The following is a 25,502-nucleotide window of genomic DNA, read 5'->3' on the forward strand; positions in this document are numbered from 1 at the left end:
TGCGTTTAGAATTTCGTCTGGGTTTGAAGAACTGGAAGAATAAGACTGTTAGTAATCGCGGACTGAACACGTCGTTGCCTTCGTGCGTACATCCCGATCCTATCAACCGGATCTTCTATCCGGGTCTTGTTGAAGTCTCTTTTTGGGGTAAGTTTCAAGCTTAGATGCTTTCAGCTTTTATCTCTTGGCGCGTAGCTGCTCGGCAGTGCCTTGTCAGACAACCGATCGACCAGAGGCGCCGAATGAAAGTTCCTCTCGTACTATTTCATTCTTCCCTTCAGACTTCTGACACTCCTTATAGATAGTAACCGACCTGTCTCACGACGGTCTAAACCCAGCTCACGATCCCCTTTAATAGGCGAACAACCTCACCCTTGGCTGCTGCTGCACAGCCAGGATGGAAAGAACCGACATCGAGGTAGCAAGCCGCCGGGTCGATATGTGCTCTTGCCGGCGACGACTCTGTTATCCCCGGGGTAGCTTTTCTGTAGTCAATAGCCCTCACCAAAAGGGCGTATTGGTTCGTTAGACCCGAGTTTCCTCTCGCGATTGCTTGCTATGCGCAATCGCGTCAGGCCAACTTATGCTCTTGACACTCTCCAGCGGGTTTCTGACCCGCTTGAGTTGACCTTAGGGCACCCTTGATATTTTTTCGAGGGTGTGGCGCCCCACCCAAACTGCCTACCTATCGATGTCCTGAAACAATTCAGTTAGAATTACAATAAAACCAGGATGGTGTCTCATCGTTGGCTAACCAACTCCCACAAGAGTTGGATCGACGCCTCCCATCTACCCTGCGCAGGTAATACCGTAATCCAACGACAGGCTGCAGTAAAGCTCCACGGGGTCTTCACTTCCCATAAGGAGTCACTAGTCTCTGCACTAGTACAAAAGGTTCAACGGATTCGTGTTAGGGACAGTAGCGCTCTCGTTATTCCATTCATGCAAGTCGCCAATTAAGCGACAAGGTACTACGCTACCTTAAGAGGGTCATAGTTACCCCCGCCGTTTACGAGTCCTTCGTCCGGTTGAACCCGGTGTTCAGATACTCGCACTGGGCAGGAATCACAGACTATACTAGTCCTTTCGGAGTTGCAGTCTGCTATGTTGTTATTAGACAGTCGGAGCGCCCTTGTCACTGCGACCTGCCCAATCTCTGGGCAGGCACCCCTTATCCCGAAGTTACAGGGCTAATTTGCCGAGTTCCCTTAACACGATTAATTCCGACACGCCTTCGCCTTCTCAGCGAGGGGCACCTGTGTCAGTTCTTGGTACGGACTGCATCCACCCTTTTCACGGGCTCCTGGAATTTGCTCTGTTACCCCATAACGGGTTAGCAACCTTCTCACCATTACGGTACTCCGAGTCGCATATACCGCTTAGACGGGACGACAGTCCCGCTGAGCATATCCGGAAGCGTCAGGATTGTCTGGAGCAGGTACAGGAATATTAACCTGTTTCCCTTTCGCTACACTCGAGTTACGGTGCAACTTAGGACCGACTAACCCTCGACTGACGAACATTGTCGAGGAAACCTGGCCCCTGCGGCGGTATGGATTCTCACCATACTTAAGCTTCTACTACTGCCAAAATTTTCATTTCTACACGGTCCACAGGACCTTACGACCCTGCTTCCGCCCATGCAGAACGCCTCTCTACGCCATCATACTTACGTATGGTCCGTGGTATCTGTGGCAGGCTTAAGCCCCGTCCATTTTCAGCGCCCTGAATCTTGACTGGTAAGCTGTTACGCACTTTTTAAAGGGTAGCTGCTTCTAAGCTCACCTTCCAGTTGTCTTTGACCCAGGACCACTTTCAGTGTTTACACTGAGCCTGCACTGAGGGACATTAACCACGGTCTGGGTTGTCTCCCTTACGCATTACAAGCTTACCCCGTAATGCGGACTTCCGACCATCTTAGATGACAGGGAATTTGGAGTTTGACAGGAGAGGGACGACTTTCGTCACCCACTTCCCCAATCAGTGCTCTACCTCACTGTCGATCTCCGGTCAGGTCATGCTACGGCATGTTTCGAGAGGAACCAGCGGATGCCTGGCTCGATTAATCTTTCACTCCTATACGCAGGTCACGCGAATGATTTGCATATCAAAACCGCTTGCGATCCTCCACGCACCTTTCGGCACGCTTCAATCTGCCCACGCATAGATCGCCAGGCTTCGGGTCTTATCCTGTTGACTCCGCGCATTATTAATACGCCGTCCCACACCTTACGGCTACGGACTTGTTGGTTTCCCTTCGGTTCCTTCCTTTTAAGAATTAACCTTCGCCAGCAGAATAAACTCTTTGGCCCGTTCTTCAAAACGTACGTTATGACACCGGCATTCAAACCCGTACTACCGCATCACTGCGGATTCCTTCGCTTGAAAGATCCTTTCGCGCCATAACACGCTATCACCTGTCAGTTTCAGGCACTTTTCAACACCTTTCTAGGGTTGCTTTTCAGCTTTCGCTCACGCTACTATTACGCTATCGGTTTTGGGGAGTATTTAGTTTTGGAGGTTAGTGACCCCCAGATTCACGCGGGAATTCCGACCCACGTTACTCAGGACTCCGCCAGAGCACATTTCCATACACATACGGGACTGTCACCCTCTGTAGTATGCCGTTCCAGACAACTTCTGTTCTGGAAATATGTCCCATACGGCGGGCCTATCAACACCACATCTCCCGAAGGATTCAGTTTGAACTCTGTCGCTTTCGATCGCCTCTAATAACGACATCCCGTTTGGTTTCTTCTCCTGCCCCTACTAAGATGTTTCAATTCGGGGCGTTCCCCATCCTATACAGGATTGATACGTAACGTATCAGGATGGCCCATTAGGGAATCCCCGGTTCATAGGCTCCATGCGCCTACCCGGGGCTTATCGCAGCTTGGCACGCCCTTCGTCGGCTCCCAAACCGAGCCATCCACTGACAGGTATAAAGCTCGTCCAGTTCCGTCAAACCCATTTAACGTCCTAAACGCAGCAATTCCTATACACGGCCTATCATCGCCCCGATTTCACGGGGTCTCAAGCCCTTCCCCGGCGATTTGCATCACCTGGTGCACTGGCAGTGGACCCGTGGGGATTTGAACCCCAGGCCTCGGCGTTGCAAACGCCGCGCTCTTCCAACTGAGCTACGAGCCCACCATTTTATTTGGAATACTGATGGTTTTATGGTCTGTCCGGCACCCGTTGCAATAATACCGCTTATAAATCGTTAGGAGGTGATCCAGCCGCAGATTCCCCTACGGCTACCTTGTTACGACTTAACCCCCCTTGCGAAACCCAGATTCGACAGCGCCATTTGGCGTCGCCTCATCAAGACCTCACTCGGGTGGTTTGACGGGCGGTGTGTGCAAGGAGCAGGGACATATTCACCGCGCTATGGTGAAACGCGATTACTACGGATTCCAGCTTCATGCGGGTGAGTTACAACCCGCAATCCGAACTTAGACTGGGTTTAGGAGATTGCCTTCACCTTTCGGTGTCGGAACCCATTGTCCCAACCATTGTAGCCCGCGTGTAGCCCGGATAATTCGGGGCATGCTGACCTACCGTTGCCCATTCCTTCCTCCCCTTTAGCAGAGGCGGTCCCAACGATGTCCCCATCGACCCGAAGGTCAAGCTGGCAATTGTTGGCGTGGGTCTCGCTCGTTGCCTGACTAAACAGGATGCTTCACAGTACGAACTGACGACGGCCATGCACCTCCTCTCAGCTAGTCAAGTAGAGTCTTCATCCCGACTATCATTCAGCTGTCTTATCCGGTGAGATTTCCGGCGTTGAGTCCGATTAAACCGCAGGCTCCACCCGTTGTGGTGCTCCCCCGCCAATTCCTTTAAGTTTCAGCCTTGCGACCGTACTCCCCAGGCGGCGCATTTCACGGTTTCCCTTCGGCACCTCAGTGACACGTGGTCACTGACACACCTAATGCGCATCGTTTACAGCTGGGACTACCCGGGTATCTAATCCGGTTTGCTCCCCCAGCTTTCGTCCCTCACTGTCGGAGCCGTTCTGGTGAGATGCCTTCGCCATAGGTCGTCCCACCGGGATTACAGGATTTCACTCCTACCCCGGCAGTACCTCTCACCTCTCCCGGTCCCTAGAACTGCAGTTTCCCCTGAACGCCCATCAGTTAAGCCGATGGATTTCTCAAGGGACACACAGATCCAGCTACGGACCCTTTAAGCCCAGTAAAAGCGGCCACCACTCGAGCCGCCGGTATTACCGCGGCGGCTGGCACCGGTCTTGCCCGGCCCTTTCTTCACCAGTTGTTTACACTGGTGGACAGCCACCCTGTGGTGGCACTCGGGGTTTCCTTATCACGGTTGCCCGCATTGTAAAGTTTTCGCGCCTGCTGCGCCCCGTAGGGCCTGGATTCGTGTCTCAGAATCCATCTCCGGGCTCTTGCTCCCACAACCCGTACCGATTACAGGCTTGTTGGGCTTTTACCCCAACAACTACCTAATCGGCCGCAGACTCATCCTGAAGCGACGGATCTTTCATCCGGAGAACATTCCAGTTCGCCCGGACTATAGAGCATTACCCCCAGTTTCCCGGGATTATTCTCTTCTTCAGGGCAGATTGTCCACGTGTTACTGAGCAGTTCGCCGAGGTCTTGCACCTCTCGACTCGCATGGCTTAGTCAAACCCCGATAGCAGTGGCCTCTGGCAGGATCAACCAGAATTTGTTTGGTTACTTTTCGCAACGCACACTTGCTCGGACTATTGGCGGGTGCGGACAGATGTCCACACCATCAGTATTCCTATGTCGAACCCGTTGCAACATCGCTGTTCACAGTTCGGGCTCCCATCTAAACGGCCTCTAACGTTGTGTTCGAAGGCTTATATACCTTTGCAGGCATTAACCCCCAAACAACAACGTTTGAGCCGTTTCACACTCACTTTAACGCGAGTGGGATTTACTACTTACACTCCGGCGCATATAAGCGTTACCCATGCGCACTGATTTCATTCGCGAAATGTGTGCGATCTGATGTCGCATTCAACTCCGGACAAACATGATGAAATCTTGTATAAATCAATTTTTTTTAAAAATAGAATCATTAAATTTTTTATTTTCTTAAGCGAAGATCTCAACCACGTCAGATGAGCGCAGCATGACGGTCCACTCAAGGCAACTCATCTTCTCTCAAGCCGCAGGATCGCCCACATGTTTTTCGATGTACAACTCGCCGAACATCTGCTCCTGCCGAAGGCCTACCTTGCCATCATGCATCAAAAACAGAAGTGGAATATACACTTGTGAGACAGGCCAGCCCAGTTTGCCAGCTACCTCACGGAGAGTTGCAACCCCCTGATCTTCTATACATCCGCAACATTGCAGAAGGACATCATCAATACTCTCATGATATCCCTCCTCATGTGCGATAGATACAATATCCTCTGCAAACCAGCCATCATCCCTAGCCCATGAATCACGCTGGCGTCGACGATCTTCTTTTTCTGCGTTCCGAAGCAGTGCAATCAGATCATACAAGGTGATCGGCTGCTTACGCATGCTTTTCCGATCCAATCGCCTGACTATCTCATGCTCCAGTGATAGTATCGGATTTCCCGACATCCTTGAGGACTCACCAAAGAACCCCCCATCTTCCTCATCATTCTCACCAATATCTTCTGGTACAGGATCCTCTTCCTCAAACGAAAGATAATCAGACTTTATCCTGAGAAGAGTTGCAGCATAGAAGAGAGTCCTGCCTGAAACCCGCAAATCCAGGGTTCGCTGCCGTTCCATCTCGGTAAAAAACCGGTCAGTAACCTCGATAATATTTACATGCCAGGGATCTATCTCCCCCCGTTCTGCCATCTGCACCAGAATCTCAACTGGATCTTCAATCATGTATGGAGACTCCGGTCACCAGAGTTGACTTATCAGGTCGTATTGTCACTCCAATGATCCGGTCTGCACAATCTATCATCGGTTTGCGAAGGGAGATGTTGATAAACTGAGAATTCTGAGAGAGTTCTTTTATCAGATCTGCAATCCGTTCCACATTTGCACCGTCAAGATTCATATCGACCTCGTCAAAGGCGTAAAACGGGGCAGGAATATACTTCTGGATCGAGAATATAAACGCAAGTGTAGTAAGTGACTTCTCTCCACCCGAAAGTGCAGCCAGATGATGCACTTTTTTATCCCGGGGCTGGACCGCAAAGGATAAGCCCCCGGCAAAGGGATCTTCTTCATTCTCCAGTTTGAGCTCACCACTCCCAACCGTCAGTCTTGCAAATATCTCCCTGAAGTTCCTGGCAATCTCTGAAAATGCCAGATTAAATGCTTCAAATTTCTTCTTTGAAAAGATCTCTATGCGTGCAATAATCTCTTCAAGCTCTTTACCCAGCACTTCAAGGCGCTCTTTTCGTTCAGTGGCAACAGCATTGACCTGATCATACTCCTCGATGGCCCTCATGTTCACATCGCCGATTCGATCAAGTTCAAGAGCGACACAGCCCATCTCCTCCTCGATCGCTTCAAGGGCCATGTCAGTAGTCACTCCGGCCGCTTCTTCGATCAGAGAGGCGATCTCTTCAGATAACTCGTTTCTTTTTTGGACAAGACTCTCAATCTTAACAACAATGCGTTCACGCTTTCCGGTGAGATCTCTGATTTTCCCTTCAAAGTCATCCATCTGGCTGACAAGAGCATTTCTCTTTACCTGGAGATCCTCGATATCACGTGAAAACCGGGAGAGAGTTGTCTCGGTCTCTTTTATCTCCTGTTCCTTTCCTGATATAGAGGAGCGACAATCAAGCATCCCGGCATCATATCGTTGACTCTGCTCCCTGATCTGATCCATCTGCTGCTTCTGCTCTGCGATGGTCCGTTCGATATAACCACGCTCACGCTGGGCTTCAGCAATATCATTCTCTTTATTTCGGAGGCGGCGTTCAACCTCCTCAACCTGACGGGATGCCTGATCCATCTGCTCAAACAGGGCAGGTACTCCTGTCCCTTCTAAACGGGAGGTAATCTCATCGATATCTCCCTGCATTGCCGAAATTTCCTGACTGATTATCTGAATTTTCCCTTCAAGAACTGCAAGAACCTCAGGTCCTCCAGGCGCCGATGCGATGGCCACTGCAATCTGATCTTCAAGACTCCTGATCTCCTCCTCCATAGTAGTCCTGGATCTGATAGCGACATCCACCCCGGCACGGGACCTGGCAACAAGCCCTTCCAGATCCATCCTTCTCTTCTGAACCTCATCGCGTTCAGCAGATGATACCGTAAGAGCCTCATTGAGACCAGCCTCTTCATCGCTCATCTTCGTAAGATCAGTATATAACCGGCGGAGTTCATCTTCAAAAGAACTACCAAACCCTCCTGCCTCTTTTCGGATGCTTCCACCAGTCATACTCCCGCTTTTCTCCAGGAGAGATCCGTCCAGAGTGACCATCCTGAAAGAGCCGATTCGTTTCCTAGCGTGATCAAGAGAGTCTATCACGACTGTCCCAGCGAAAACGACCCTGAATGCAGGATCAAACCGGGGATCATAATCAAGGAGATCTGTAGCGAACCCGATAATTTCAGAGCCATGGGGGGGTTCAGGAAGCGGTTTGGGCCTGAGCTTATTAAGCGGAAGGAAAGTAACTCTTCCCAGATTATTGTCCTTCAGGTACTGGATGGCTTCAGATGCGATATGGTCGTCTTCAACCACCACAAAGTGGAGCCTTGCTCCTGCGGCAGTATTAAGAGCTGTTGAATACTCCGGCTTACAACGGGCAAGACTCGCAATGGTTCCGTATACCCCATCCATTGCAAGAACAGCTTCTATCGCTTTTCCGTACCGTCCCTGTGCCTGCTGCTGGGCTTCTTTGCGATTGATCTCGATCTTCAGATCACGAATCTCTTTTCTCAAACGCTCCTGCGCATCCCGTTTCGAATAGAGATTTGTATCAAGGAGACCCACCCTGCGATCATACTCACGCTTTTCAGACTCCAGCGCTTGAAGATTCTTTGCGGCTTCCTCTTCGGTCTCCTTGCCGGATACAAGATCACGTTGGAGAAGGGCAACTCTGGATCGGAGACGATCCTCTTCAGCACTTCTCATCCGGGAACGCTCGATCATGATATCCTGTTCACGGAGAAGGTCACTACGCTGATCCTTCTTGGAGATCATGTTCTTTCGGAGAAGTTGCAATGCCTGCTCATCCTGCTCATGTTCAGCAGTCTGTTTCTCTATCTCTTTCCCGATACGGCCGGATTCACTCTTCGCAGATGCAAGAGTCATGGCAAGGTTGGTCCGATCGATTGTCAGATCACGGATTTCGTTGTTTTTCTGGACGAGACGCTCATCCTGTCGCTTCGTCTCACCATAGATCGAACCGAGGCGTTTGTCATTCTCATCTTTTTCCCGCTGCTGACGTTCAATATCACGCTTAAACCCTTCTATGGCAGCCTTTGCTTCAGCAATGCGGGAGATGAGAGTCATATATTCGCTCCCGGTCTTCGCACTTATCTCCTGATCTACACCAGCGATCTCACTCTTTACAAAATCACGCTCATGAGTTGTCCATGAAATATCCGCATCGGCCTGGGACAGAGCCTTTTCTTCCTCATGGGTGCTGTCCTGAATTGTTCCGCGTTCTTTTTGTTTTGCAGTTAAGCGGGCAGCGGAACGGCAGCTCGTCAGATACTTGAGTCGATCTTGCAGGGAACGATATTTGAGGGCCTGGACACGTTGTTTTTCCAGATGGGACAGCCGTATTGTTAGTTCTTCCAGGTGGGCATCCTGTTCCTGGATATTACTCCTTACCCGGTCAAGCTCCTCAAATGCAAGGGCTTTCTTCTGATCAAACTCCGCCACCCCTGCTATCTCATCGATGATCTTTCTCCGCTCCAGATCACTCATCTCGATGATCCGGTTGATATCACCCTGCATGACGACATTGTAGCCATGGGGGATAATGCCCCGTTGAGCCAGGAACTCCAGAAGATCTCCCTGTCTACATGGACGGCCGTTCAGGTACAGATAATTGTAATACGTACTGTCAGTCCGCTTTATCCGCCTTTTAATGACAGTCCCATCAGAGAAGGTCAGTTCGACTTCAGCAGTATTTCTCCCTGAATTAAGGTTGATCAGATCGGTCAGGCGTTCAGCCCGGAGAGAACGTGATGTGGACAAGGCAAGAACAAAAAGAATGCTATCGATGATGTTACTTTTTCCCGAGCCATTAGGCCCGGAAATTACAGTAAAACCTGGAAAAAATGGGATTTTGGTCTTTCTGCCAAACGACTTAAAGTTATCAGTCTCGAGATGAGTGATATACAAGCCGGGCACCAAGTTTCGTTATTTCTGCTCGGTCAGATCCACATCGTCAGCAATGATGAGATCGCTCCGGTTCCGATCGCCCCCATCCTTTCCCCGGTTTCTGGCATCACGGGCTGACGCAATGATGATGTCATCACCAGTATCACGAACTGGTGCCAAAGTTCCATCGGGCTGCATCTTCAGAGTAACTTTCTCACGGGGAGGCTGTGATGGAGTGCTTGATACCACAGATTCGCGGGAACCTTCATCCTCTGATCGTGGTGTTTTATTACGGGATGGTGCAGGAGGTGTCACTGCCTGAATAACCGGTGCAGGACGTTGATCCTTCTTCAGTTTCATGACAACAGCTTTCATATCCAGCATCTCATCAGTAAGACCTTTGAGGAGTGCTTCCAGTTCTGACACACGCCGTTCTAACCGTTCGGTTCTGTCTTCCGGTGAAGAGTTCTCATACCCATCATCACTCATATCTTCCTACCTCCATCGTTCTTTTGACCAAATCCCAGAATATGTACCAATATTCGCATAATACATATATATTAGCATGCACAATGAGCGAATTTTAGTGCACCATTCCATGTGTTTTGATGATTTTCAGAACCCTGACCACAAGGGAACTTATTAGATCAGAGATCGGATAAAAAAAATCAGGAACAACACCTCGAAACCATATTACCCTCTTAGAGAGTATTTGTATGCACATGGCCTATCTGGAAAAGATCGATCCAGAAATTGCAGAGATCATCGAAAAAGAGAAATCCCGTCAGATTAACGGACTCGAACTTATCGCTTCAGAGAACCTTGTCAGCCAGGCAGTTCTCGAAGCCATGGGATCGATCCTGACCAATAAATATGCTGAAGGATATCCTGGAAAACGATATTACGGTGGTTGTGAGTTTCATGATCAGGCAGAAAACCTGGCACGGGATCGTGTCTGCTCCCTCTTTGGTGCAGAACACGCAAATGTGCAGCCCCATTCAGGCTCTCAGGCCAATATGGCAGTATACTTTAGTGCTATTAAACCCGGGGACAAAATTCTTTCAATGAACCTCTCTCAGGGTGGCCATCTCTCACATGGATCTCCAGTGAATTTTTCCGGCATAATCTATGAAGCCCATCAGTATGGTGTTGACTTAAATACCGAAAGGATGGACTACGGTGTCATCGCCGAGATGGCAAAAAAGATCAAGCCTAAAATGATCGTTTGTGGAGCCAGTGCCTACCCACGGGAGATTGATTTCAAGGCATTTGCCGAGATCGCAAATGATGTCGATGCATACTGTGTTGCAGATATTGCTCACATTGCAGGTCTCTGTGCAACAGGCATTCATCCAAGTCCGGTTGGGAAGACAACATTTACCACCTCAACCACACACAAAACCCTCCGAGGCCCACGTGGAGGATTTGTTCTTTGTGACAAGGAATGGGCACAGCCTCTTGACAAAGCAGTGTTCCCGGGAATGCAGGGCGGTCCACTTATGCACATCATCGCAGCAAAGGCGGTCTGTTTTAAGGAAGCATCCACAAAGGAGTTCAAAAAATATGCCGAGCAGGTTGTGAAAAACTCCCGGATCCTTGGCGAGACATTGAAAGGCCATGGGGTAAGACTGGTATCAGGCGGCACCGATAACCACCTCTGCCTTCTTGATCTGACCAACTTCGGGCTCACCGGCCTGGAGGCGGAAAAAGCACTCGGCTGCGCAGGCATTACGGTAAATAAGAATACCATTCCAAACGAGACCAAAAGTCCGTTCGTCACCAGTGGTCTGCGGATAGGAACTCCTGCAGTAACCAGCAGGGGGATGAAGGAAGAGGATATGAGGCAGATTGGAGACTGGATTGCTGCAGTGATAAAGGATATCAAGAACGAGGCACTTCAGGCAAAGACCTGTGATGAAGTAAAGGAAATGGCCAGTAAATTCCCATTATATCCGGACCTTGTATGATACTTGACGGAAAAGGACTCGCGGATCGCAGGCTTGAACTCCTGAAAAAGGAGATATCGGAGCGTGGAGTTACCCCTACGCTCGCCACCGTTCTCGTGGGCGATGACCCTGCGTCGGCTATGTATGTACGGATGAAACACCGGGCATGTGACCAGGTGGGAATCAGGTCGGTAAATGTGGAACTCCCAGAAGGAGCAACCACCAGCGAAGTCCTTGACCGTCTGAAGATGCTTAATGAAGATCCGGAGATTGATGGAATTCTTGTGCAACTACCCTTACCATCCCAGATCGACACCCCCCAGGTGATAAACGCGGTATATCCTGAGAAGGATGTCGATGGATATCATCCCCAGAACATGGGAAAACTTGTCGGCGGATTACCAGGGCCGAGATCATGCACCCCCAAAGGGATCATGACTATCCTGAACGAGTACGGGGTTCAGACATCGGGTGCCCATGCTGTGGTCATCGGGAGGAGTGTGGATGTTGGAAGGCCAATGGCACTTCTCCTTATGCTGGCTGATGCTACTGTCACGATCTGCCATAGTAAAACCAGGGATCTCGCAGCGATTACCAGACAGGCTGACATTCTCGTTAGTGCTGCTGGAAGACCAACCATGGTCACTGCTGATATGGTGAAACCCGGAGCAACTGTGATCGATGTAGGAACTAACCATGTAAATGGTAAACTGTGTGGAGATGTTGACTTCCAGGCAGTCAGTTCAGTCGCTGGGGCGATAACACCGGTACCGGGAGGAGTCGGGCCGATGACCATCGTCTCTTTGATGGAGAATACCCTGGAAGCAGCCCTCTCGCGATGCAGACCTGCACAATAAATAAAATACGGGTCGATGGCAGCAGACCCGTACTGATGGGCATAATAAACATCAGCCCTGAATCTTTTTTTTCCGGTTCGTATGTACCTGATGAGAAGATCCGGATTACAGCAGAGGAGATGGTTACCCAGGGTGCAGATCTTATCGATATCGGAGCACGAAGTACTGCCCCAGGTAGCAGAATTATCACAGTAAATGAAGAGAAGGAAAGGCTCATCTCAGCGTTAAAAACTCTCGATGGATCAGGAATCACGGTGAGTGTTGATACCATGCATCCTGATGTTCTGGATGCAGCACTCGATCATGACGTCCATGTGGTAAACGACATTTCAGGACTCATTAATCCCGGGATGGCACAAATCATGGCAGAGGAGAAAGTGCCGGGAATCCTGATGGCAACAAATCAGACACCAGGCGACTGTCTAAACTTCCAGGATACATTTCACTCACTCCAGGCAGTCAGTGATCGGGCCCTCACTGCCGGGATAAGTGAATTTATTCTGGACCCTGGCGTTGGGAGATGGATCCCTGAGAGAACTCCTGATGCTGATTTTGAACTCTGCAGGCGGTTTCAAGAGCTCTCACAACTCAATCGTCCGTTTCTTGCAGCAGTTTCAAGAAAGTCCTTTCTCGGTTCAGTGATAGGACAAGGGCCCGAAGACCGCCTTTCTGCAACCCTGGCAATAACTTCTCATCTGGTCCTTTCAGGTGCTGCTATGATCCGGACTCATGACATACCAGAGACAAAAGATCTCATAGAAGTGTTGTCAGCACTAAGGATGGCATAAGAATGCCCTCATATAGCCTTTTTGGAATAAAAACCGGACTCATTCATCACGGTGAAGATATCCTACCTTTGCTCTTGTCAGGAATGGCCAAACTGGAACTGACCCTGGCTGATGGCGATATTCTGGTGATCGCCGAGTCTGCACTTGCAACTGCAGAAGGAAGGCTTGTGTCTCTTGATCAGGAAAATCCCTCACAAGAAGCAGAGGAACTGGCTGCTCAGTATGAACTGGATCCCAGGCTTGCTGAGATCGTACTCAGAGAGTCTGATGAGATAGTCGGGGGCATTCCGGGATTTCTTCTCTGCACATCAAAGGGTAACCTTCTTCCTAATGCCGGCGTTGACGGATCAAATGCTCCGGATGGAATGGTATCTCTTCTTCCTGCAGATCCAAATCAGAGTGCAAGGAAGATCAGGGAAGAGATCTTCCGGTTGAAAGATGTCTCTGTAGCAGTTCTCGTCATCGACAGCAGAACTCACCCGATGCGCTACGGATGCAGCGGAGTTGCAATAGGATGCTCCGGAATTCCATCTGTTCTTGATGAACGGGGGAAAAAAGATCTCTTTGGCAGAGAACTCAAGGTTACCAGAAGAGCAATCGCGGACAATATTGCATCAGCAGCTGAACTTTTAATGGGTGAAGCAGATGAGGGAATACCGGCGGTGTTGGTAAGAGGTCTTGATATACCGGTAGGAAATTTTGAGGGTGTTGAGCAGATAGCAGCTGATGAGTGCCTGTTCATGGGGATCATCTCAAAAAATGCTCAACGAAGGTCTCCTTAAACACCAGATAACTCATACAACCAGAAAAACTGTATCTTTTTTTCACCTGAAACTCTTGCGAACTTCATGAAGCAGAATGCCAAGAGCGATCAGGATTACCAGCACCGGCCAGAACGGAAACTGGATGTTCCACCACCCGCTATCATTACCGAGCCATACGATACCCCATGCTAGAATCAGTATTGCTAACAGAATTGTGCCGATACTACATGACTTCGATTTACACCAGTTATCTTCGTCCATCTTTGTCCTCAATTTGTTTTTGATCAGAAGGGATCCCTGAACCACCCAGAAATATGTGGCACACCAGCGTCAAAGGAGTTAGAGACCAAATGGGGCATCCCATTTGTGCTTACACGCATTACAACTGCATTTTGCAATCATGCTGCCGCTATCAGTAGTAACAAGATCGTCAAATTCAGTATCTTTCGAATTGCATTTCGGGCAGAGTATTTCACCCATAGACGGATAGCTCCCTAAACCCGGATCCCGGATCTGTTATATTGATGTAGTCCTACCGGTATTTCAATTTCAGCGATCATGATACCACCAGATCCAGAACCATAATTCAGTCCCAAATCCATGAAACCTGGAAAAAAGGTGCCGAAAGCTCATTTCATATGAAATTGTTGCTAGTACCAGATGTTTGAGGATTTATGCAGAGGTATCAGGGTATGAGAAACTTCTAGGTACTATAAAGTTAATAGAGGATCAGGATTTGAGTAAGCGGGATGATGGGAATGAATTATAGAATTTTTTCAGCGATGTGCTGGACACTCTTTATACTCGCAATTGTGAGTCAAAGTGCTCTGGCAGGTAAAGAGAACCTGGAAACATCTGATATTCTGGAGAATAATTCTCCTCTTGAGGAAATATCAGATGCTCAGAACCTAATCAATACTTCAGTTTCTTCAGGAGTGACTGCCACCGGACAGAACTCAGTGCAGATAAAATCCACACCATCACTTCAGGTTTCTGCAGAGTACGCACCAGAACGTGTGATCGTGAGATACAAAACCGACACGATGAGCACTATGTCAGCATTGCCCTCTGTGATGTCTACAACAAATGCTGAAGTCGGTGCATCGGTGATGACTGACTACTCTGAGGCTGGCATTCCTGGGATGCAGGTTGTACAGGTCAAGGGTGTTCCGGTAGCAAAGGCTATCCAGGAGTACACCTCAAACCCGAACGTTCTCTATGCAGAGCCTGATTATCTGGTATCACTACCACCAGAGCAGGCAGACAAGGTATCAGCAAGGGTGGAGAGTCTTGAACTGGCTTCCATGAGGACACCAAATGATCCTGACTTCCCACTTCAGTGGGGTCTGAAGAACACAGGTCAGGCGCCATTTTATGGAAAATCCGGGGCCGATATCAAGGCAGCAGATGCATGGGGAACCACAACCGGATCCTCTTCAGTGATTATTGCTGTGGTTGATACCGGGGTTGATTATACCCACTCAGATCTGGCAGCAAACATCTGGAAGAACTCCGGGGAGATACCAAACAACGGGATCGATGATGACAGGAACGGGTACGTGGATGACGTCAGGGGATGGAACTTCGCATCATCCAACAATAATCCGATGGATGATCATGGCCATGGGACCCATTGTGCCGGAAACATCGCTGCTGTAGGTAACAACAACCTTGGAATTACAGGAGTGTGCTGGAACGCCAGGATTATGCCACTCAAATTCCTGAATGCTTCAGGAAACGGACGGGTATCAGATGCGATATCAGCAATCCTGTACGCCAACCGGATGGGTGCACAGGTCATCTCGAATTCCTGGGGAGGAACTCAGTATACTCAGGCCCTTAAAGATGCAATTGATGCATCTTCTGCCGTAGTGGTATGTGCTGCAGGAAACAGCGGGCAAAACTCGGACCAATATCCACAGTACCCGGCAGCACTGAGCAGCAGTAACATCATATCAGTTGCAGCAACGGACAACAAAGACAACCTCGCAGGTTTCTCAAACTACGGTACCTCATCAGTCGACCTTGCAGCGCCAGGAGTGAACATCAGAAGTACGTATAAAAACGGCCAGTATCAGTATCTTTCAGGAACGTCCATGGCAACTCCCTACGTTTCCGGGGTAGCTGGCCTTCTGAAAGCAGCAAATCCCTCAATGACAAAGAATCAGATAAGGGATAGGATCCTAAACACCGTTGACAGACTCAGTTCATTATCCGGAAAGGTTGCAACAGGAGGAAGACTTAATGCAGCGGCTGCCGTAGGATCGGTCTCACCGACACCAACCGTCACGCCCACGCCAACTCCGCAGCCGGGTGTTCTGACAGCCTCATTCATTGCATCACCGGTAAGTGGAAGAGTCCCCTTGAGAACTCAGTTCATCGATACCTCTATCGGTCAGCCATCCACATGGGCATGGAATTTTGGTGACGGGGGATACTCGTACCAGAAAAACCCAATTTATACCTTTACGAAGAAAGGTGTGTATTCCGTGCGGCTTACCATCAGCCGGTCAGGAAAGATGAGTACCGCATATAAGAGCAGGTACATCACAGCATACTAGTTTTTGATACAACGAGGAACCGAACTCATCTTTTTTTCAAACTCAAGGTTCCAGATTGGATTACTTCAGAACTGGTACTAACCAACCCAGAAGTGAGCCAAAATAAGTTCAATAGTCGGTTAAGAAATTTGATGACACTTGTTGTCACCAATTCCTATTCTTCAGGAATTATTAGTTGACAACTAGCCATTTAATCAACAGAATGGCAACCGTTTCAAATTTTAGATAAAAGCCCATTCAATAGGTAATCACACCGATTCATGGGTTACAGAGGAGGATCACAATCATCTACCACAAGAAGATTGAGGAATTAACCATTAACAGCAGGTCTACAGGTGTCCAGATTGCCTGAAACATTGCCTAATTTATGACAAATTACACAATGAAATGCTGATCAATTGGAGATTTGTATGATGAACTGAACAGAGGAGTGAAACCATCAGGAAGAAACACCAAATTTCGAGGCACGCATACAAATAGAAGATACAATATTGGAGATTCCAGTAGAAAAAAAGGGGTTATTAAACTCTTTGTGCCGCGCCCAGAGTACAGGCCGATGAAGATCCAATATCCACAATCCATATCATGTATAATGAGATGATACCTCACGAATATTCTGAACAACAGCCAATTTTTAAAAAGTAACTCATTTTGATATTATTAGGTTTTTCAAGATGAATTCCACAATTTAAATGATCAAACCCGAAAAACTCCATCTCACAGCCAAAGTAAAATTTCTACAAATTCTAACGAATGTTGAAATAAAGCAATAATTGGAGAAAGATAAAGAGAGAACAATCATCTGAATCCTTTGAGAATAGAATGCCTAATGTAAGAAATTAGGTTTAAAAAATTGACCAGTGGAAATCCCATCAGTGAAAGAAAAATACATCACGCAGATATCAGGGATTCAGAAATCTGGCATCAACTACCTTTTTTGGCCAGATACTCCCAGGATAGGAATAACATCCTCAAAATGATCGACTACAGCGTCAGCAACAACACCACCTGCAAATTCTGCAGGAAGACGATCGCCGTACCGGGCGTGAACTCCATACATGCCCAAGCGCTGAGCAGGGGCAATATCATTGACCAGATTATCACCAAGAACGCATATCCGATGGGGAGGGCAGACCATCATCTCTGCTGCCAGCCTGTAAACTTCAGTGTCCGGTTTCTTCCTCCCGATACATTCAGGAGAAATGACAAGTTGAAACAGATCCCTGACTCCGATCAGGTTGAGTCGCTCTTCTGCATGATGAACTGAAGCATTAGTTACAGCTGCTATCAAAATCCCTGCATTATGTATCTCCAGGAGCCCGGTAACGACACCGGGAAACGGAATGACATTCTGATTTTTTATTTTCACAAACTCATCACAGGCAGATTTGAGAACCTGTTCATCATTGAGGCCCTGCAGGTTCAGATACTCTACAAGCGCCTGATCACTCTCAACACCATAGGGAGAGAAGATCAATCCACGGATCAGATCTCCAGGATCACCTCTGCCAATCAGTGTGACAACTGCCTGACTGGCACCTTCCATTGCTGCGGCAAAATCATACAGTGTGTTGTCAAGATCGGTCAGAAACAGATCATATTTCAGGATGATACCACCCCACTGACTGGTAGCATACGAAAAGCAACATGGACGTGGATATCTTCATCGCAGATCGTATACGTACAACTTCATTGACACCCATATCAGACTCACAATAACCAGATAGGATCAGGTTCATCTAGCCAGATGTAAAACCTCATGTATGAAAGTCTCATATCTGGCAATAGGATTAATTGCCGTTGTTCTTCTTATTTCAGTATCCGTAGTGAGCGGAGTGGAACCCTCAACCATCTCACCCCAGTTAAAAATACCAAATTCCTCACAGCCATTTGATGACAAAGCCTTTCAGGAGCGCGCTGATTTTGCAATAAAAAATCTGACCAACCCATTTCCTACAGAAAATAATCTCATGGAACTCCAGTCAGCCTACTATGACCTGGTGAAGAAGAACGTAAAACAGGATTTTTATGCTGAAGCACGAAACATCACAAAATTCCTGTTCTATGACATGAAAGCAGCAGAGGAGATGCAGGATTACAAGGAACAGACCGGTCCAAATCATATCCAGATGGATTTCCGTGAGGATATCGGTGATCAGGCATATGCAGATCTGGACGCTGCAAAGCGGGCATGGAAGAGTATCAGCCACCTGTACCCGAATTTCACACCAGCGTTCCCCTGAAGTTCCCGGGATCCCGGTCAATTCCCCGGCACAACACCGGGAAGAACTCCGGACCACCTCTCGCCAAATAACTATCTTTTTTGCTACAATTCACAATCCTTGTACATGGACAGGAGTGAGATCGAGGCCCTGGCAGATATTGCGTACGGGATCTTTGAGCACTATCTTACCACGCAGTTTCATCTCAGAAAAACACCACTCTATCATCTTGTAGAAGAAGGTACATCATTTCAAAATGAATTCAACGAGATATTTACCCAATTTAAGGAACTGTATCCAGAACTAGAAACTCATCTGCAGGAACGGTTTGCATCACCTGATGAGATGTACCGGCTTATCATTGAAGGAGAGGGGGTAGTCCCCACGAAAACAACCCAGTCATACTGGATCATTCAGGATGGACCAGACACTGACCCTCATGCAACAGAGGATGAACGGGCAGGAAAGTGGCTTATCTTTGTCCAACCAGACCAGGTTGATGAGATCTGGAAGAAGATCCGTGATTTAACCTGGCAGAAAGAACTGGGAATCTCTGCAAAAGTCTCAACCGCAAAGAAAAATCCTGATTCACGTGATGAGCGTAAGGTTCTGTATGTCTACACGGCTGACTGGGAGAATGAAGAGGAGGTCATGCAGGTGCGCGAGAAGCTCCGCTCTATCGGAATCACTGATCGGATCGGATACAAGCGAAATATCGAGACCTTTAAAGGCGAATATGCATCGAAAGGAAAAAGAGTAACGTATTATAGCGCCTGAATTATCAGGCTTTACGCTCTTTGTTCTTTGGTCTCAGATTTTTATAGCCGCATTTTCTGCATGCCGTTGCACGAACAGGATTCCGTGCGTTACAGTGCATACATACTTTAACATTAAGCAGACGTGCTTCTGCCTCAGGAAAACGTGCCATGATATTACTCCACTCGAACTATCTGTCCTATAAAGAAGGTTCTTACTTCACATAAGTGTTATGGAAGCACATCCGTCGGGTTTTCATTACCATCAGCATGGATGAACACCACCGCCGCAAACATACAGGGATCACCTAGCTGATCAGCCACTCCCGAAGTGCAAGCAGCCCACGACTCCTGTGTGAGATTGCATTCTTCTCCTCTGCATTCATCTCTGCTAGAGTCTTACCGGCAACCGAGAATATCGGATCGTAGCCGAACCCCTGGCTTCCCCTCGGTGATACGATGGTACCGTCAATCCTGCCTACAAACACAGAGATACCATCTGTATCAGCATAGGCAATACCAGTTTCAAACCAGGCCGACCGATCAGTCTTATCAGAGAGAAGGTGGAGGATCCCCTCATTCCCGATAGTCTTCTGAACATATGCCGCACATGAACCGGGAAAACCATTTAGTGCTGAGACGAAGAAGCCGGTATCATCAGTGATCACCGGACGATTAAGTATACTGTAAGCATATGCTGCTTTGCCTTTTGCAACCTCTGCAACAGACTCGTTCCGGACTTCAGGACATTCCAGTTCAACATGCTCCACCTCAGCAATTCCGGAGAAGATGCCAGCTGCTTCCCGTGCTTTATGCAGATTACTGGTGACAAAGGTGATTTTCACAGATACCGGCCCCGTAGATCAATTTCATGCTCACGGATAAGAACATCATCAGCTTCAGGAAAAGTCTGCCTGTACCCTTCACTGAATGCTTTCTTCAACTCCAGTTCATCAGGTGCCGTGCTCTCAAGCACCTGAAACAGGACATGGATATCCACTCCACGCGCCTCAATCTCTGTTGAATTGTATCCAAGTCCAAAGTCAATAAGATAGCAGTGCTCATTCCTGATGATCATATTACAGGTTGTCAGATCACCATGAATAAGACCACCTCTATGGAGAAGTCCAACCATGCGGCCGGCTTCCATAAGAGACACAGGAGAAAGGGTATCTTTGAGTTTTAGCCCATCAACCCTTTCCATAACGATGGTATCTGCAGAAATGTCACTCATTATCGGAGTAGGAACCCCGAATCTCCGTGCTTCGGCAATCAGCCTGGCTTCTGCTCTTGTCCGTTCAGATATCAGACGATGATCCAGATCAGGATGCCGGTACTTTTTACCCACCCGGCGTTTAGTTGCTGTTTGGTTGCCAATCTCAACAACAGCCTCTGCACCCCTGATGAGACCAACACCGTCAGACACCAGGGGCGGGTTCTTTGCCAGGTTTGCATTTCGCCAGGTGACCTGAACCTGATCTGCACGAAATGATGGATTAACCCGCGAATCCTTCACCTGCAGAACTGATCCATGCTCAAGCATGAGCCGCCCGGTATATGCGATCATCGCCCCGTTGTCACCTATGAACTTCATATCAGGAACTGCAAATGAAGCTCCCCTTGCCTCACACATGAGGCGGAGCATCTCCTGCAGACGACGATTTGCACCAACCCCTCCGACAAGGATCATCTCATCCTTCCCGGTCTGTGAAATAGCCCGTTCGGTCACTTCCACACACATGGCAAAGGCAGTCTCCTGCAGACTATGACAGACGTCAGCGATCGGCTCGACAGAATCTTTTGCCGCACTGATAAGACCCGAGAAGGCCAGATCCATCCCTTTCACCGTATAGGGAAGAGGGATGTACGACCCGTCCCTGGCAAGTTTCTCTATCTGCGGACCACCAGGATGGGAGAGCCCTTTACTCCTGGCAAACTTGTCGATTGCATTACCAATTCCAATATCGAGGGTCTCGCCAAAGATACGATACCGGTTGTTCAGGTACCCGAGGACCTGTGTGTTTGCACCACTTGCATACAGTACGATCGGATCCTCAAATCCTGATGCATATCTTCCGATCTCGACATGCGCCACACAATGGTTCACCCCAATCAGGGGAACATTCAGTGACAATGCAAGGGCACGGGCGGCAGTTCCGACAATCCGCAGGCAGGGGCCAAGCCCGGGACCCTGAGAAAACGCGACTGCTACCGGACGTGGGCTCTCATTTAGAACAGAACTGATCAAACCGCCGATCTCTGCAGCGTGATGTTGAGCTGCCTCACGTGGATGGATCCCTCCCTGAACCGGCTTATAGGGCTTTGACTTCAGGGTAATGAGATCGTCATCAAAAACAGCAGCGCTGAGATTCCAGGCAGTACCTTCGATCCCAAGCACTGGGCCTGATTTCTGCATCAGGCTTTGTTCTTAAACTCGGTGTATCCGCACTTGCCGCAGCTTGCGCGATCCTTGTGCTCGCCCATAAAGACACCAGGACCACAGCGTGGGCAGTACCGGCGTGACGGGGTTGCAGTCTTTCCGCTTACGGTGAAGTATGCAGAACGCTTGACAGATGTCTTCTCTTTCTTACCTTTTGCTGCCATACTTCAACCTCCTTAAGATGCCTCCGCAGCGTCCTCAGACGGCGCATCCTGAGCACCAAAGACTTCCTCAGCTACCCCTCCGCGGGTCATGAGATACCCGCGTTCAAGTTTCACCAGGTCATCCTTGTTCTGGTACACCCGGGCGGACCCCCTCAGAACACTTATTCCAAACCGGCATTTCATTGAATCAAGAACAACCTGATCCTTTCCTGCATTCATCATTGCAGCAAGCTTGGCCTGAACCAGCTTCCGCGATGGTGTTGCACCGGTATAATTGAGAGTGAACTCAAGTTCTCTTCGTGAGAGGAGTTCATTCTGTTTATCAGAAGTGATAGAAATCTCCATAGAGATCCTCTATTGGTATGCGGTTATCAAATATATACCTGCGCGGTCAGGAAGATTCGGGGACACTCTCAAATTTTTCAAGAAAAATTCCTGCCTGCTCACGGATATCAGGTGAGATCTCCAGAACTACAACCCCTTCTCCGGGTTGGCCATACAGGATCAGGGAGCCGTTCGGGGAGGCAAGAGCAAGAGGGAGGACAGCAAGATCTTCCTCACCTGCAACCTGTATTACGATTCTTCCAGCGTTCACTGCTCGTTGGGTTGCCTGTTCAAGATCTGTACTAATGCATCCTGCAGGATTTTTCACATTGATGATCTGATACTCAGGAATAGTTACGCCATCATGGGGACGCCTCATGGTCTGACCATCGATGATCGCAATCACCGGAGGATACCCTGCCTGAAGAAGATGCTCGGTTACCACGTCACCCACACTGAAAAAGAGTCTTCCAGCAAGAAGCGGGAGAACCGGATCAAGAGAGGGGTAGAGGGTGCCAAAAGGTCGCGTGAACAGGTGTCGCTGATCTTCGGGGAGTTTTAACATCAGCGGACCTTAAGCGCATATCTCCCGGGAAGGGTGATATTCATTCGTTTAGCAACATCGCTATGTTCGGGATCGATAATAACCAGATACCCGGTCCAGTCGGTGGTGAGATTGTTTGTACCGCAGATCGAACAGGAAGCCCCTTCGACAACCCGGTGACATTCACGGCATACAGAAAGTTGTTTCTTCTTGGTTGCAGCCATGATCAGACCGCCCCGCTGTTCTCTTTCTCTTTCTGCTCAGCCTTCATATCTTCATCAAGCCATACAAGGCTTCCAAGACCTGCCTGACGCATAGTAAGACCGATCTTACTCTCACGTGGCTCACGTTCGCTCAGGGAGAGCGTGACAACACGGGCCCTGACAACATCCCCGACCCCGATATGTCGCCCGGAGTCCTGGCAGATGAGTTGCGAGTTCTTCTCATCATAACTGATGTATTCATCAGAGATCTGGCTGACGTGAAGCATCGCATCAATCGGGCCAAGGCTGATAAACGCACCAAAACTGGTCGTCTCAACAACAATGCCCTCAATGATCTCCTGCAGAGTAAGCCTGATCGCAAGACCTTCAAAGTCTACATCATAAAAGACCGCACCATCACCAGGGATCATCTCTCCTTCCCCAATCCGGGTAACTCTGGTCACAGCAATGAAAATACCGATCTCCTTGTCAATACTCCCCTCAAGCTGTTCCTGAAGTACATCCAGAATTACAGTCTCCAGATCCTCGCCAAGCCGGTTTGGCGGAACCCTGACCTTATCAACCATCTTCAGTCTGTAATACATCTCTATCTCCTGATGATCTCGAGCTTTTGCTTCCCTTTCAGTGAAATTACTTCTAAACCTTCATCCAACAGACGGTTCCTGAGATCGCGGTCATTGGTCACAACCCTGCATCGTTCTCTCTTAGCAAACGAAAGGATCTGGTCATCAACCGACTCACCTTCGTTTCCGTCCATCGGCACCACCGTACATAACTGTGCAAACCGAAGGCCGAGACGGGCAGCAGATGCATCATTGCCCCTGCCGCGTGCAAGGCCTTCAAGTTCACGGACTACAACATCCGGAACGCATGGTTGCATGACCCCCATCATCCATTTCAGCTCTTCAAGCAGATCAATTCTGAACTGGGAGGTCATTAGAAACGCATTTGTATCGATCAGAACGGTCACTCGATCAGCGTGCCCATCCCAATCAGACGCCATCGTCCTCCGACCTGCCTGCTGATTGCGATCGGTGACCCAACCTCAGCACAGACCGGTCTCTTGAGTGTGACCTCTGCAGCATCCTTCTTGGTACTAGTGACAAGTCCTACGGTAACGGCTGTTCCAACCGAGAGCATAAGAGGCTCTCGCGCCTTGAGAGGCTCGATATCGAGCTCGCTGTTTGCTCCCACAACCCGCTCCATGAGCCGAACTGAGAACCACATCTTGTCCCAGACCGGTGGAAGTTTCCCCACCTGACCGAGCACCTGCCCGGAGAGCATATCACTCTTGGTAATGGCGGGATCAAGTTTGGTTCCGATGGCAAGAAGACCACCCGGGGTTGCGATATGGACCTTCTTCTGCCCTTTATGGATCTCAGTCACCTTGGTGATGATTGAATCCCATCTGATCTTGTTCTCAACCAGACTCTGAATGCCTGGCCTGATCTCGATCTCGTCACCATCGTTTATGACACCCCGTATGAGTGACCCTCCAACCACACCTCCTTTGACATCCTTCCAGCTGCATCCGGGTTTATTTACATCAAAAGAACGTGCGATCAGCATGATCGGATCTGCTTCTGGTTTTCGTGACGGTTCAGGGATGGTCTCGTCAAGGGCCTGAAGGAGTGCCCAGACATTGATATCTTTCTGGGCTGACACAGGAATGATTGGTGCGTTTTCTGCTATGGTTCCTTTAACAAATGCCTTAATCTCCTCGTAATTCCGGACAGCATCCTTCTGGGTAACTACATCGATCTTATTCTGGACGATAACAATCCGCTTGATCCCGACCAGTTCCAGTGCCATCAGATGTTCTTTGGTCTGGGGTTGCGGACAATGTTCTGATGCTGAAATAACAAGCATCGCCCCGTCCATAAGGGCAGACCCGGAGAGCATTGTTGCCATCAGGGTCTCGTGACCAGGTGCGTCCACAAAAGAGACTGCCCGAACGGGTTCAGCCTCTCCTCCGCATCGTGGACATTCAGGCTTGGTGGTGAATCCTTCAGGTCCATGACATTTTTTGCATTTGTAAAAGACAGCGTCTGCATATCCGAGCCGGATGGAGATACCCCGTTTCATCTCCTCGCTATGCCGGTCGGTCCAGACTCCTGTGAGTGCATTGACGAGTGTGGTCTTTCCATGATCCACATGCCCGACAACGCCGATATTTGTACTCGGTATTATTTCTTCTGGCACCAGTAATCAAACCTCCTTACCTATTTGAACAGATTGGTACTTATACGTGAGCATACTACAGATGCCCGGATTTAAGTGATGTTCCAAAACACAACGGAAAAATTTGGAGACGGAAGACGATTATCCAGCCCCGTTACATGCGCTATCAAGATTGGGCATCTCCTGGAATGATTGTTCGCGGGGATCTGACCGTTCCTTCTCAACCTGCCTGAGTTCCTCATTCAGGTCTTCCTTCTTGATCGTCTTTTGCGAAAGAATTGCAGGCACAAGCATATCTGTCCGGTAGAGCATTCCCGTGCTGTCAAGCTCCACGAATGAATGCCCGCTTCTCTCTTCAATCCGTACAATTGTTCCGGTAGTTCCTGTCCGGGGATACCGCACAGGGGATCCAATCTCCAGTACCGTGTTCATGCTCCCTTCCTTCTCTTCAGA

The 25,502-nt window shown here is 48.9% G+C and carries 23 protein-coding genes, 1 tRNA gene and 2 rRNA genes; 7 read left to right on the top strand and 19 right to left on the bottom strand.

Annotation, left to right across the window (positions count from 1 at the left end; genetic code table 11):
• Positions 1-28 precede the first annotated feature (28 nt).
• The 6 genes from ACHZA2_RS05360 to ACHZA2_RS05385 all read right to left on the bottom strand — a co-directional run bounded on the left by ACHZA2_RS05360 (position 29) and on the right by ACHZA2_RS05385 (position 9,768).
• Positions 29-2,959: ribosomal RNA gene (locus ACHZA2_RS05360) — 23S ribosomal RNA — on the bottom strand.
• A 118-nt stretch (positions 2,960-3,077) separates the two neighbouring features.
• A tRNA-Ala gene (locus ACHZA2_RS05365) sits at positions 3,078-3,150 on the bottom strand.
• 75 nt (positions 3,151-3,225) lie between these two features.
• A 16S ribosomal RNA gene (locus ACHZA2_RS05370) occupies positions 3,226-4,692 on the bottom strand.
• The 16S and 23S rRNA genes sit together here with 1 tRNA gene alongside, the layout of an rRNA operon.
• 464 nt (positions 4,693-5,156) lie before the next feature.
• Positions 5,157-5,867 (bottom strand): ScpA family protein, encoded by a 711-nt coding sequence (locus tag ACHZA2_RS05375; protein ID WP_319578849.1) that lies wholly within the window; start codon positions 5,865-5,867, stop codon positions 5,157-5,159.
• Positions 5,860-9,309 carry a chromosome segregation protein SMC gene (smc, locus tag ACHZA2_RS05380; protein WP_319578850.1) on the bottom strand — a complete coding sequence of 1,150 codons (3,450 nt, stop codon included), beginning with the start codon at positions 9,307-9,309 and terminating at the stop codon, positions 5,860-5,862. The genes ACHZA2_RS05375 and smc overlap by 8 nt, the downstream gene beginning before the upstream one ends.
• A gap of 9 nt (positions 9,310-9,318) precedes the next feature.
• Complete coding sequence (locus ACHZA2_RS05385) at positions 9,319-9,768, bottom strand: hypothetical protein (protein ID WP_319578851.1); 450 nt, start codon at positions 9,766-9,768, stop codon at positions 9,319-9,321.
• Between the two features lie 233 nt (positions 9,769-10,001).
• Here ACHZA2_RS05385 and glyA point away from each other — a divergent pair, with 233 nt between their 5' ends.
• Genes glyA through cofE form a run of 4 tightly spaced genes read left to right on the top strand, consistent with a single transcriptional unit; the run spans position 10,002 to position 13,652 of the window.
• Positions 10,002-11,246, top strand: a complete 1,245-nt coding sequence (glyA, locus tag ACHZA2_RS05390) for a serine hydroxymethyltransferase (RefSeq protein WP_319578852.1) — start codon at positions 10,002-10,004, stop codon at positions 11,244-11,246.
• Positions 11,243-12,082 (top strand): bifunctional methylenetetrahydrofolate dehydrogenase/methenyltetrahydrofolate cyclohydrolase FolD, encoded by an 840-nt coding sequence (folD, locus tag ACHZA2_RS05395; RefSeq protein ID WP_319578853.1) that lies wholly within the window; start codon positions 11,243-11,245, stop codon positions 12,080-12,082. The genes glyA and folD overlap by 4 nt, the downstream gene beginning before the upstream one ends.
• The gene (folP, locus tag ACHZA2_RS05400; RefSeq protein ID WP_319578854.1) at positions 12,064-12,870 is read left to right on the top strand and encodes a dihydropteroate synthase; all 807 of its coding nucleotides are present in this window, start codon (positions 12,064-12,066) and stop codon (positions 12,868-12,870) included. The genes folD and folP overlap by 19 nt, the downstream gene beginning before the upstream one ends.
• 2 nt (positions 12,871-12,872) lie before the next feature.
• A complete protein-coding gene (cofE, locus tag ACHZA2_RS05405) occupies positions 12,873-13,652 on the top strand; it encodes a coenzyme F420-0:L-glutamate ligase (RefSeq protein WP_319578855.1) in 780 nt (259 codons plus the stop codon).
• Positions 13,653-13,694: 42 nt separating this feature from the next.
• Here the strand turns inward: cofE and ACHZA2_RS05410 are convergent, their stop codons facing one another.
• A complete protein-coding gene (locus tag ACHZA2_RS05410) occupies positions 13,695-13,895 on the bottom strand; it encodes a hypothetical protein (RefSeq protein WP_319539795.1) in 201 nt (66 codons plus the stop codon).
• 497 nt (positions 13,896-14,392) lie between these two features.
• Here ACHZA2_RS05410 and ACHZA2_RS05415 point away from each other — a divergent pair, with 497 nt between their 5' ends.
• Entirely contained in the window at positions 14,393-16,195 is a 1,803-nt protein-coding gene (locus ACHZA2_RS05415) for a S8 family serine peptidase (RefSeq protein ID WP_319578856.1), read from the top strand.
• Between the two features lie 928 nt (positions 16,196-17,123).
• Here the strand turns inward: ACHZA2_RS05415 and ACHZA2_RS05420 are convergent.
• Positions 17,124-17,807, bottom strand: coding sequence for an HAD family hydrolase (locus ACHZA2_RS05420; protein WP_319580945.1), 684 nt, complete (start codon positions 17,805-17,807; stop codon positions 17,124-17,126).
• A 151-nt stretch (positions 17,808-17,958) separates the two neighbouring features.
• Here ACHZA2_RS05420 and ACHZA2_RS05425 point away from each other — a divergent pair, with 151 nt between their 5' ends.
• Complete coding sequence (locus ACHZA2_RS05425; protein WP_319578857.1) at positions 17,959-18,438, top strand: hypothetical protein; 480 nt, start codon at positions 17,959-17,961, stop codon at positions 18,436-18,438.
• Between the two features lie 105 nt (positions 18,439-18,543).
• Positions 18,544-19,194 carry a putative phosphothreonine lyase domain-containg protein gene (locus ACHZA2_RS05430; protein ID WP_319539792.1) on the top strand — a complete coding sequence of 217 codons (651 nt, stop codon included), beginning with the start codon at positions 18,544-18,546 and terminating at the stop codon, positions 19,192-19,194.
• A gap of 4 nt (positions 19,195-19,198) precedes the next feature.
• On the opposite strand, the gene ACHZA2_RS05435 is transcribed toward ACHZA2_RS05430, so the two are convergent.
• From ACHZA2_RS05435 to ACHZA2_RS05485, 11 genes are all read right to left on the bottom strand, one after another.
• Positions 19,199-19,345 carry a 50S ribosomal protein L40e gene (locus ACHZA2_RS05435; protein ID WP_109968424.1) on the bottom strand — a complete coding sequence of 49 codons (147 nt, stop codon included), beginning with the start codon at positions 19,343-19,345 and terminating at the stop codon, positions 19,199-19,201.
• 135 nt (positions 19,346-19,480) lie between these two features.
• Positions 19,481-20,017: an RdgB/HAM1 family non-canonical purine NTP pyrophosphatase gene (gene rdgB / locus ACHZA2_RS05440; protein ID WP_319578858.1), complete on the bottom strand. Its 537-nt coding sequence runs from the start codon at positions 20,015-20,017 to the stop codon at positions 19,481-19,483.
• The gene (locus ACHZA2_RS05445) at positions 20,014-21,588 is read right to left on the bottom strand and encodes a bifunctional N(6)-L-threonylcarbamoyladenine synthase/serine/threonine protein kinase (protein ID WP_319578859.1); all 1,575 of its coding nucleotides are present in this window, start codon (positions 21,586-21,588) and stop codon (positions 20,014-20,016) included. The genes rdgB and ACHZA2_RS05445 overlap by 4 nt, the downstream gene beginning before the upstream one ends.
• A complete protein-coding gene (locus ACHZA2_RS05450) occupies positions 21,588-21,776 on the bottom strand; it encodes a 30S ribosomal protein S27ae (RefSeq protein WP_109968427.1) in 189 nt (62 codons plus the stop codon). The genes ACHZA2_RS05445 and ACHZA2_RS05450 overlap by 1 nt, the downstream gene beginning before the upstream one ends.
• A 12-nt stretch (positions 21,777-21,788) precedes the next feature.
• Positions 21,789-22,121 (bottom strand): 30S ribosomal protein S24e, encoded by a 333-nt coding sequence (locus ACHZA2_RS05455; protein WP_319539789.1) that lies wholly within the window; start codon positions 22,119-22,121, stop codon positions 21,789-21,791.
• A 46-nt stretch (positions 22,122-22,167) separates the two neighbouring features.
• Positions 22,168-22,665 carry a GTP-dependent dephospho-CoA kinase family protein gene (locus ACHZA2_RS05460; protein WP_319578860.1) on the bottom strand — a complete coding sequence of 166 codons (498 nt, stop codon included), beginning with the start codon at positions 22,663-22,665 and terminating at the stop codon, positions 22,168-22,170.
• Positions 22,665-22,868: a transcription elongation factor subunit Spt4 gene (gene spt4 / locus ACHZA2_RS05465; protein ID WP_319539787.1), complete on the bottom strand. Its 204-nt coding sequence runs from the start codon at positions 22,866-22,868 to the stop codon at positions 22,665-22,667. Before spt4 ends, ACHZA2_RS05460 begins: the two co-directional genes overlap by 1 nt.
• 2 nt (positions 22,869-22,870) lie before the next feature.
• Positions 22,871-23,452, bottom strand: a complete 582-nt coding sequence (locus ACHZA2_RS05470; protein ID WP_319539786.1) for a DNA-directed RNA polymerase — start codon at positions 23,450-23,452, stop codon at positions 22,871-22,873.
• 2 nt (positions 23,453-23,454) lie between these two features.
• On the bottom strand, positions 23,455-23,838 hold the full coding sequence (locus tag ACHZA2_RS05475; protein WP_319539785.1) for a nucleotide-binding protein: 384 nt from the start codon (positions 23,836-23,838) through the stop codon (positions 23,455-23,457).
• Positions 23,835-25,070, bottom strand: a complete 1,236-nt coding sequence (eif2g, locus tag ACHZA2_RS05480; RefSeq protein WP_319539784.1) for a translation initiation factor IF-2 subunit gamma — start codon at positions 25,068-25,070, stop codon at positions 23,835-23,837. The genes ACHZA2_RS05475 and eif2g overlap by 4 nt, the downstream gene beginning before the upstream one ends.
• Before the next feature lie 120 nt (positions 25,071-25,190).
• The gene (locus ACHZA2_RS05485) at positions 25,191-25,481 is read right to left on the bottom strand and encodes a DUF2098 domain-containing protein (protein ID WP_319539783.1); all 291 of its coding nucleotides are present in this window, start codon (positions 25,479-25,481) and stop codon (positions 25,191-25,193) included.
• Between the last annotated feature and the right edge of the window lie 21 nt (positions 25,482-25,502).

This window comes from uncultured Methanospirillum sp. (assembly GCF_963668415.2).
GTDB lineage: Archaea > Halobacteriota > Methanomicrobia > Methanomicrobiales > Methanospirillaceae > Methanospirillum.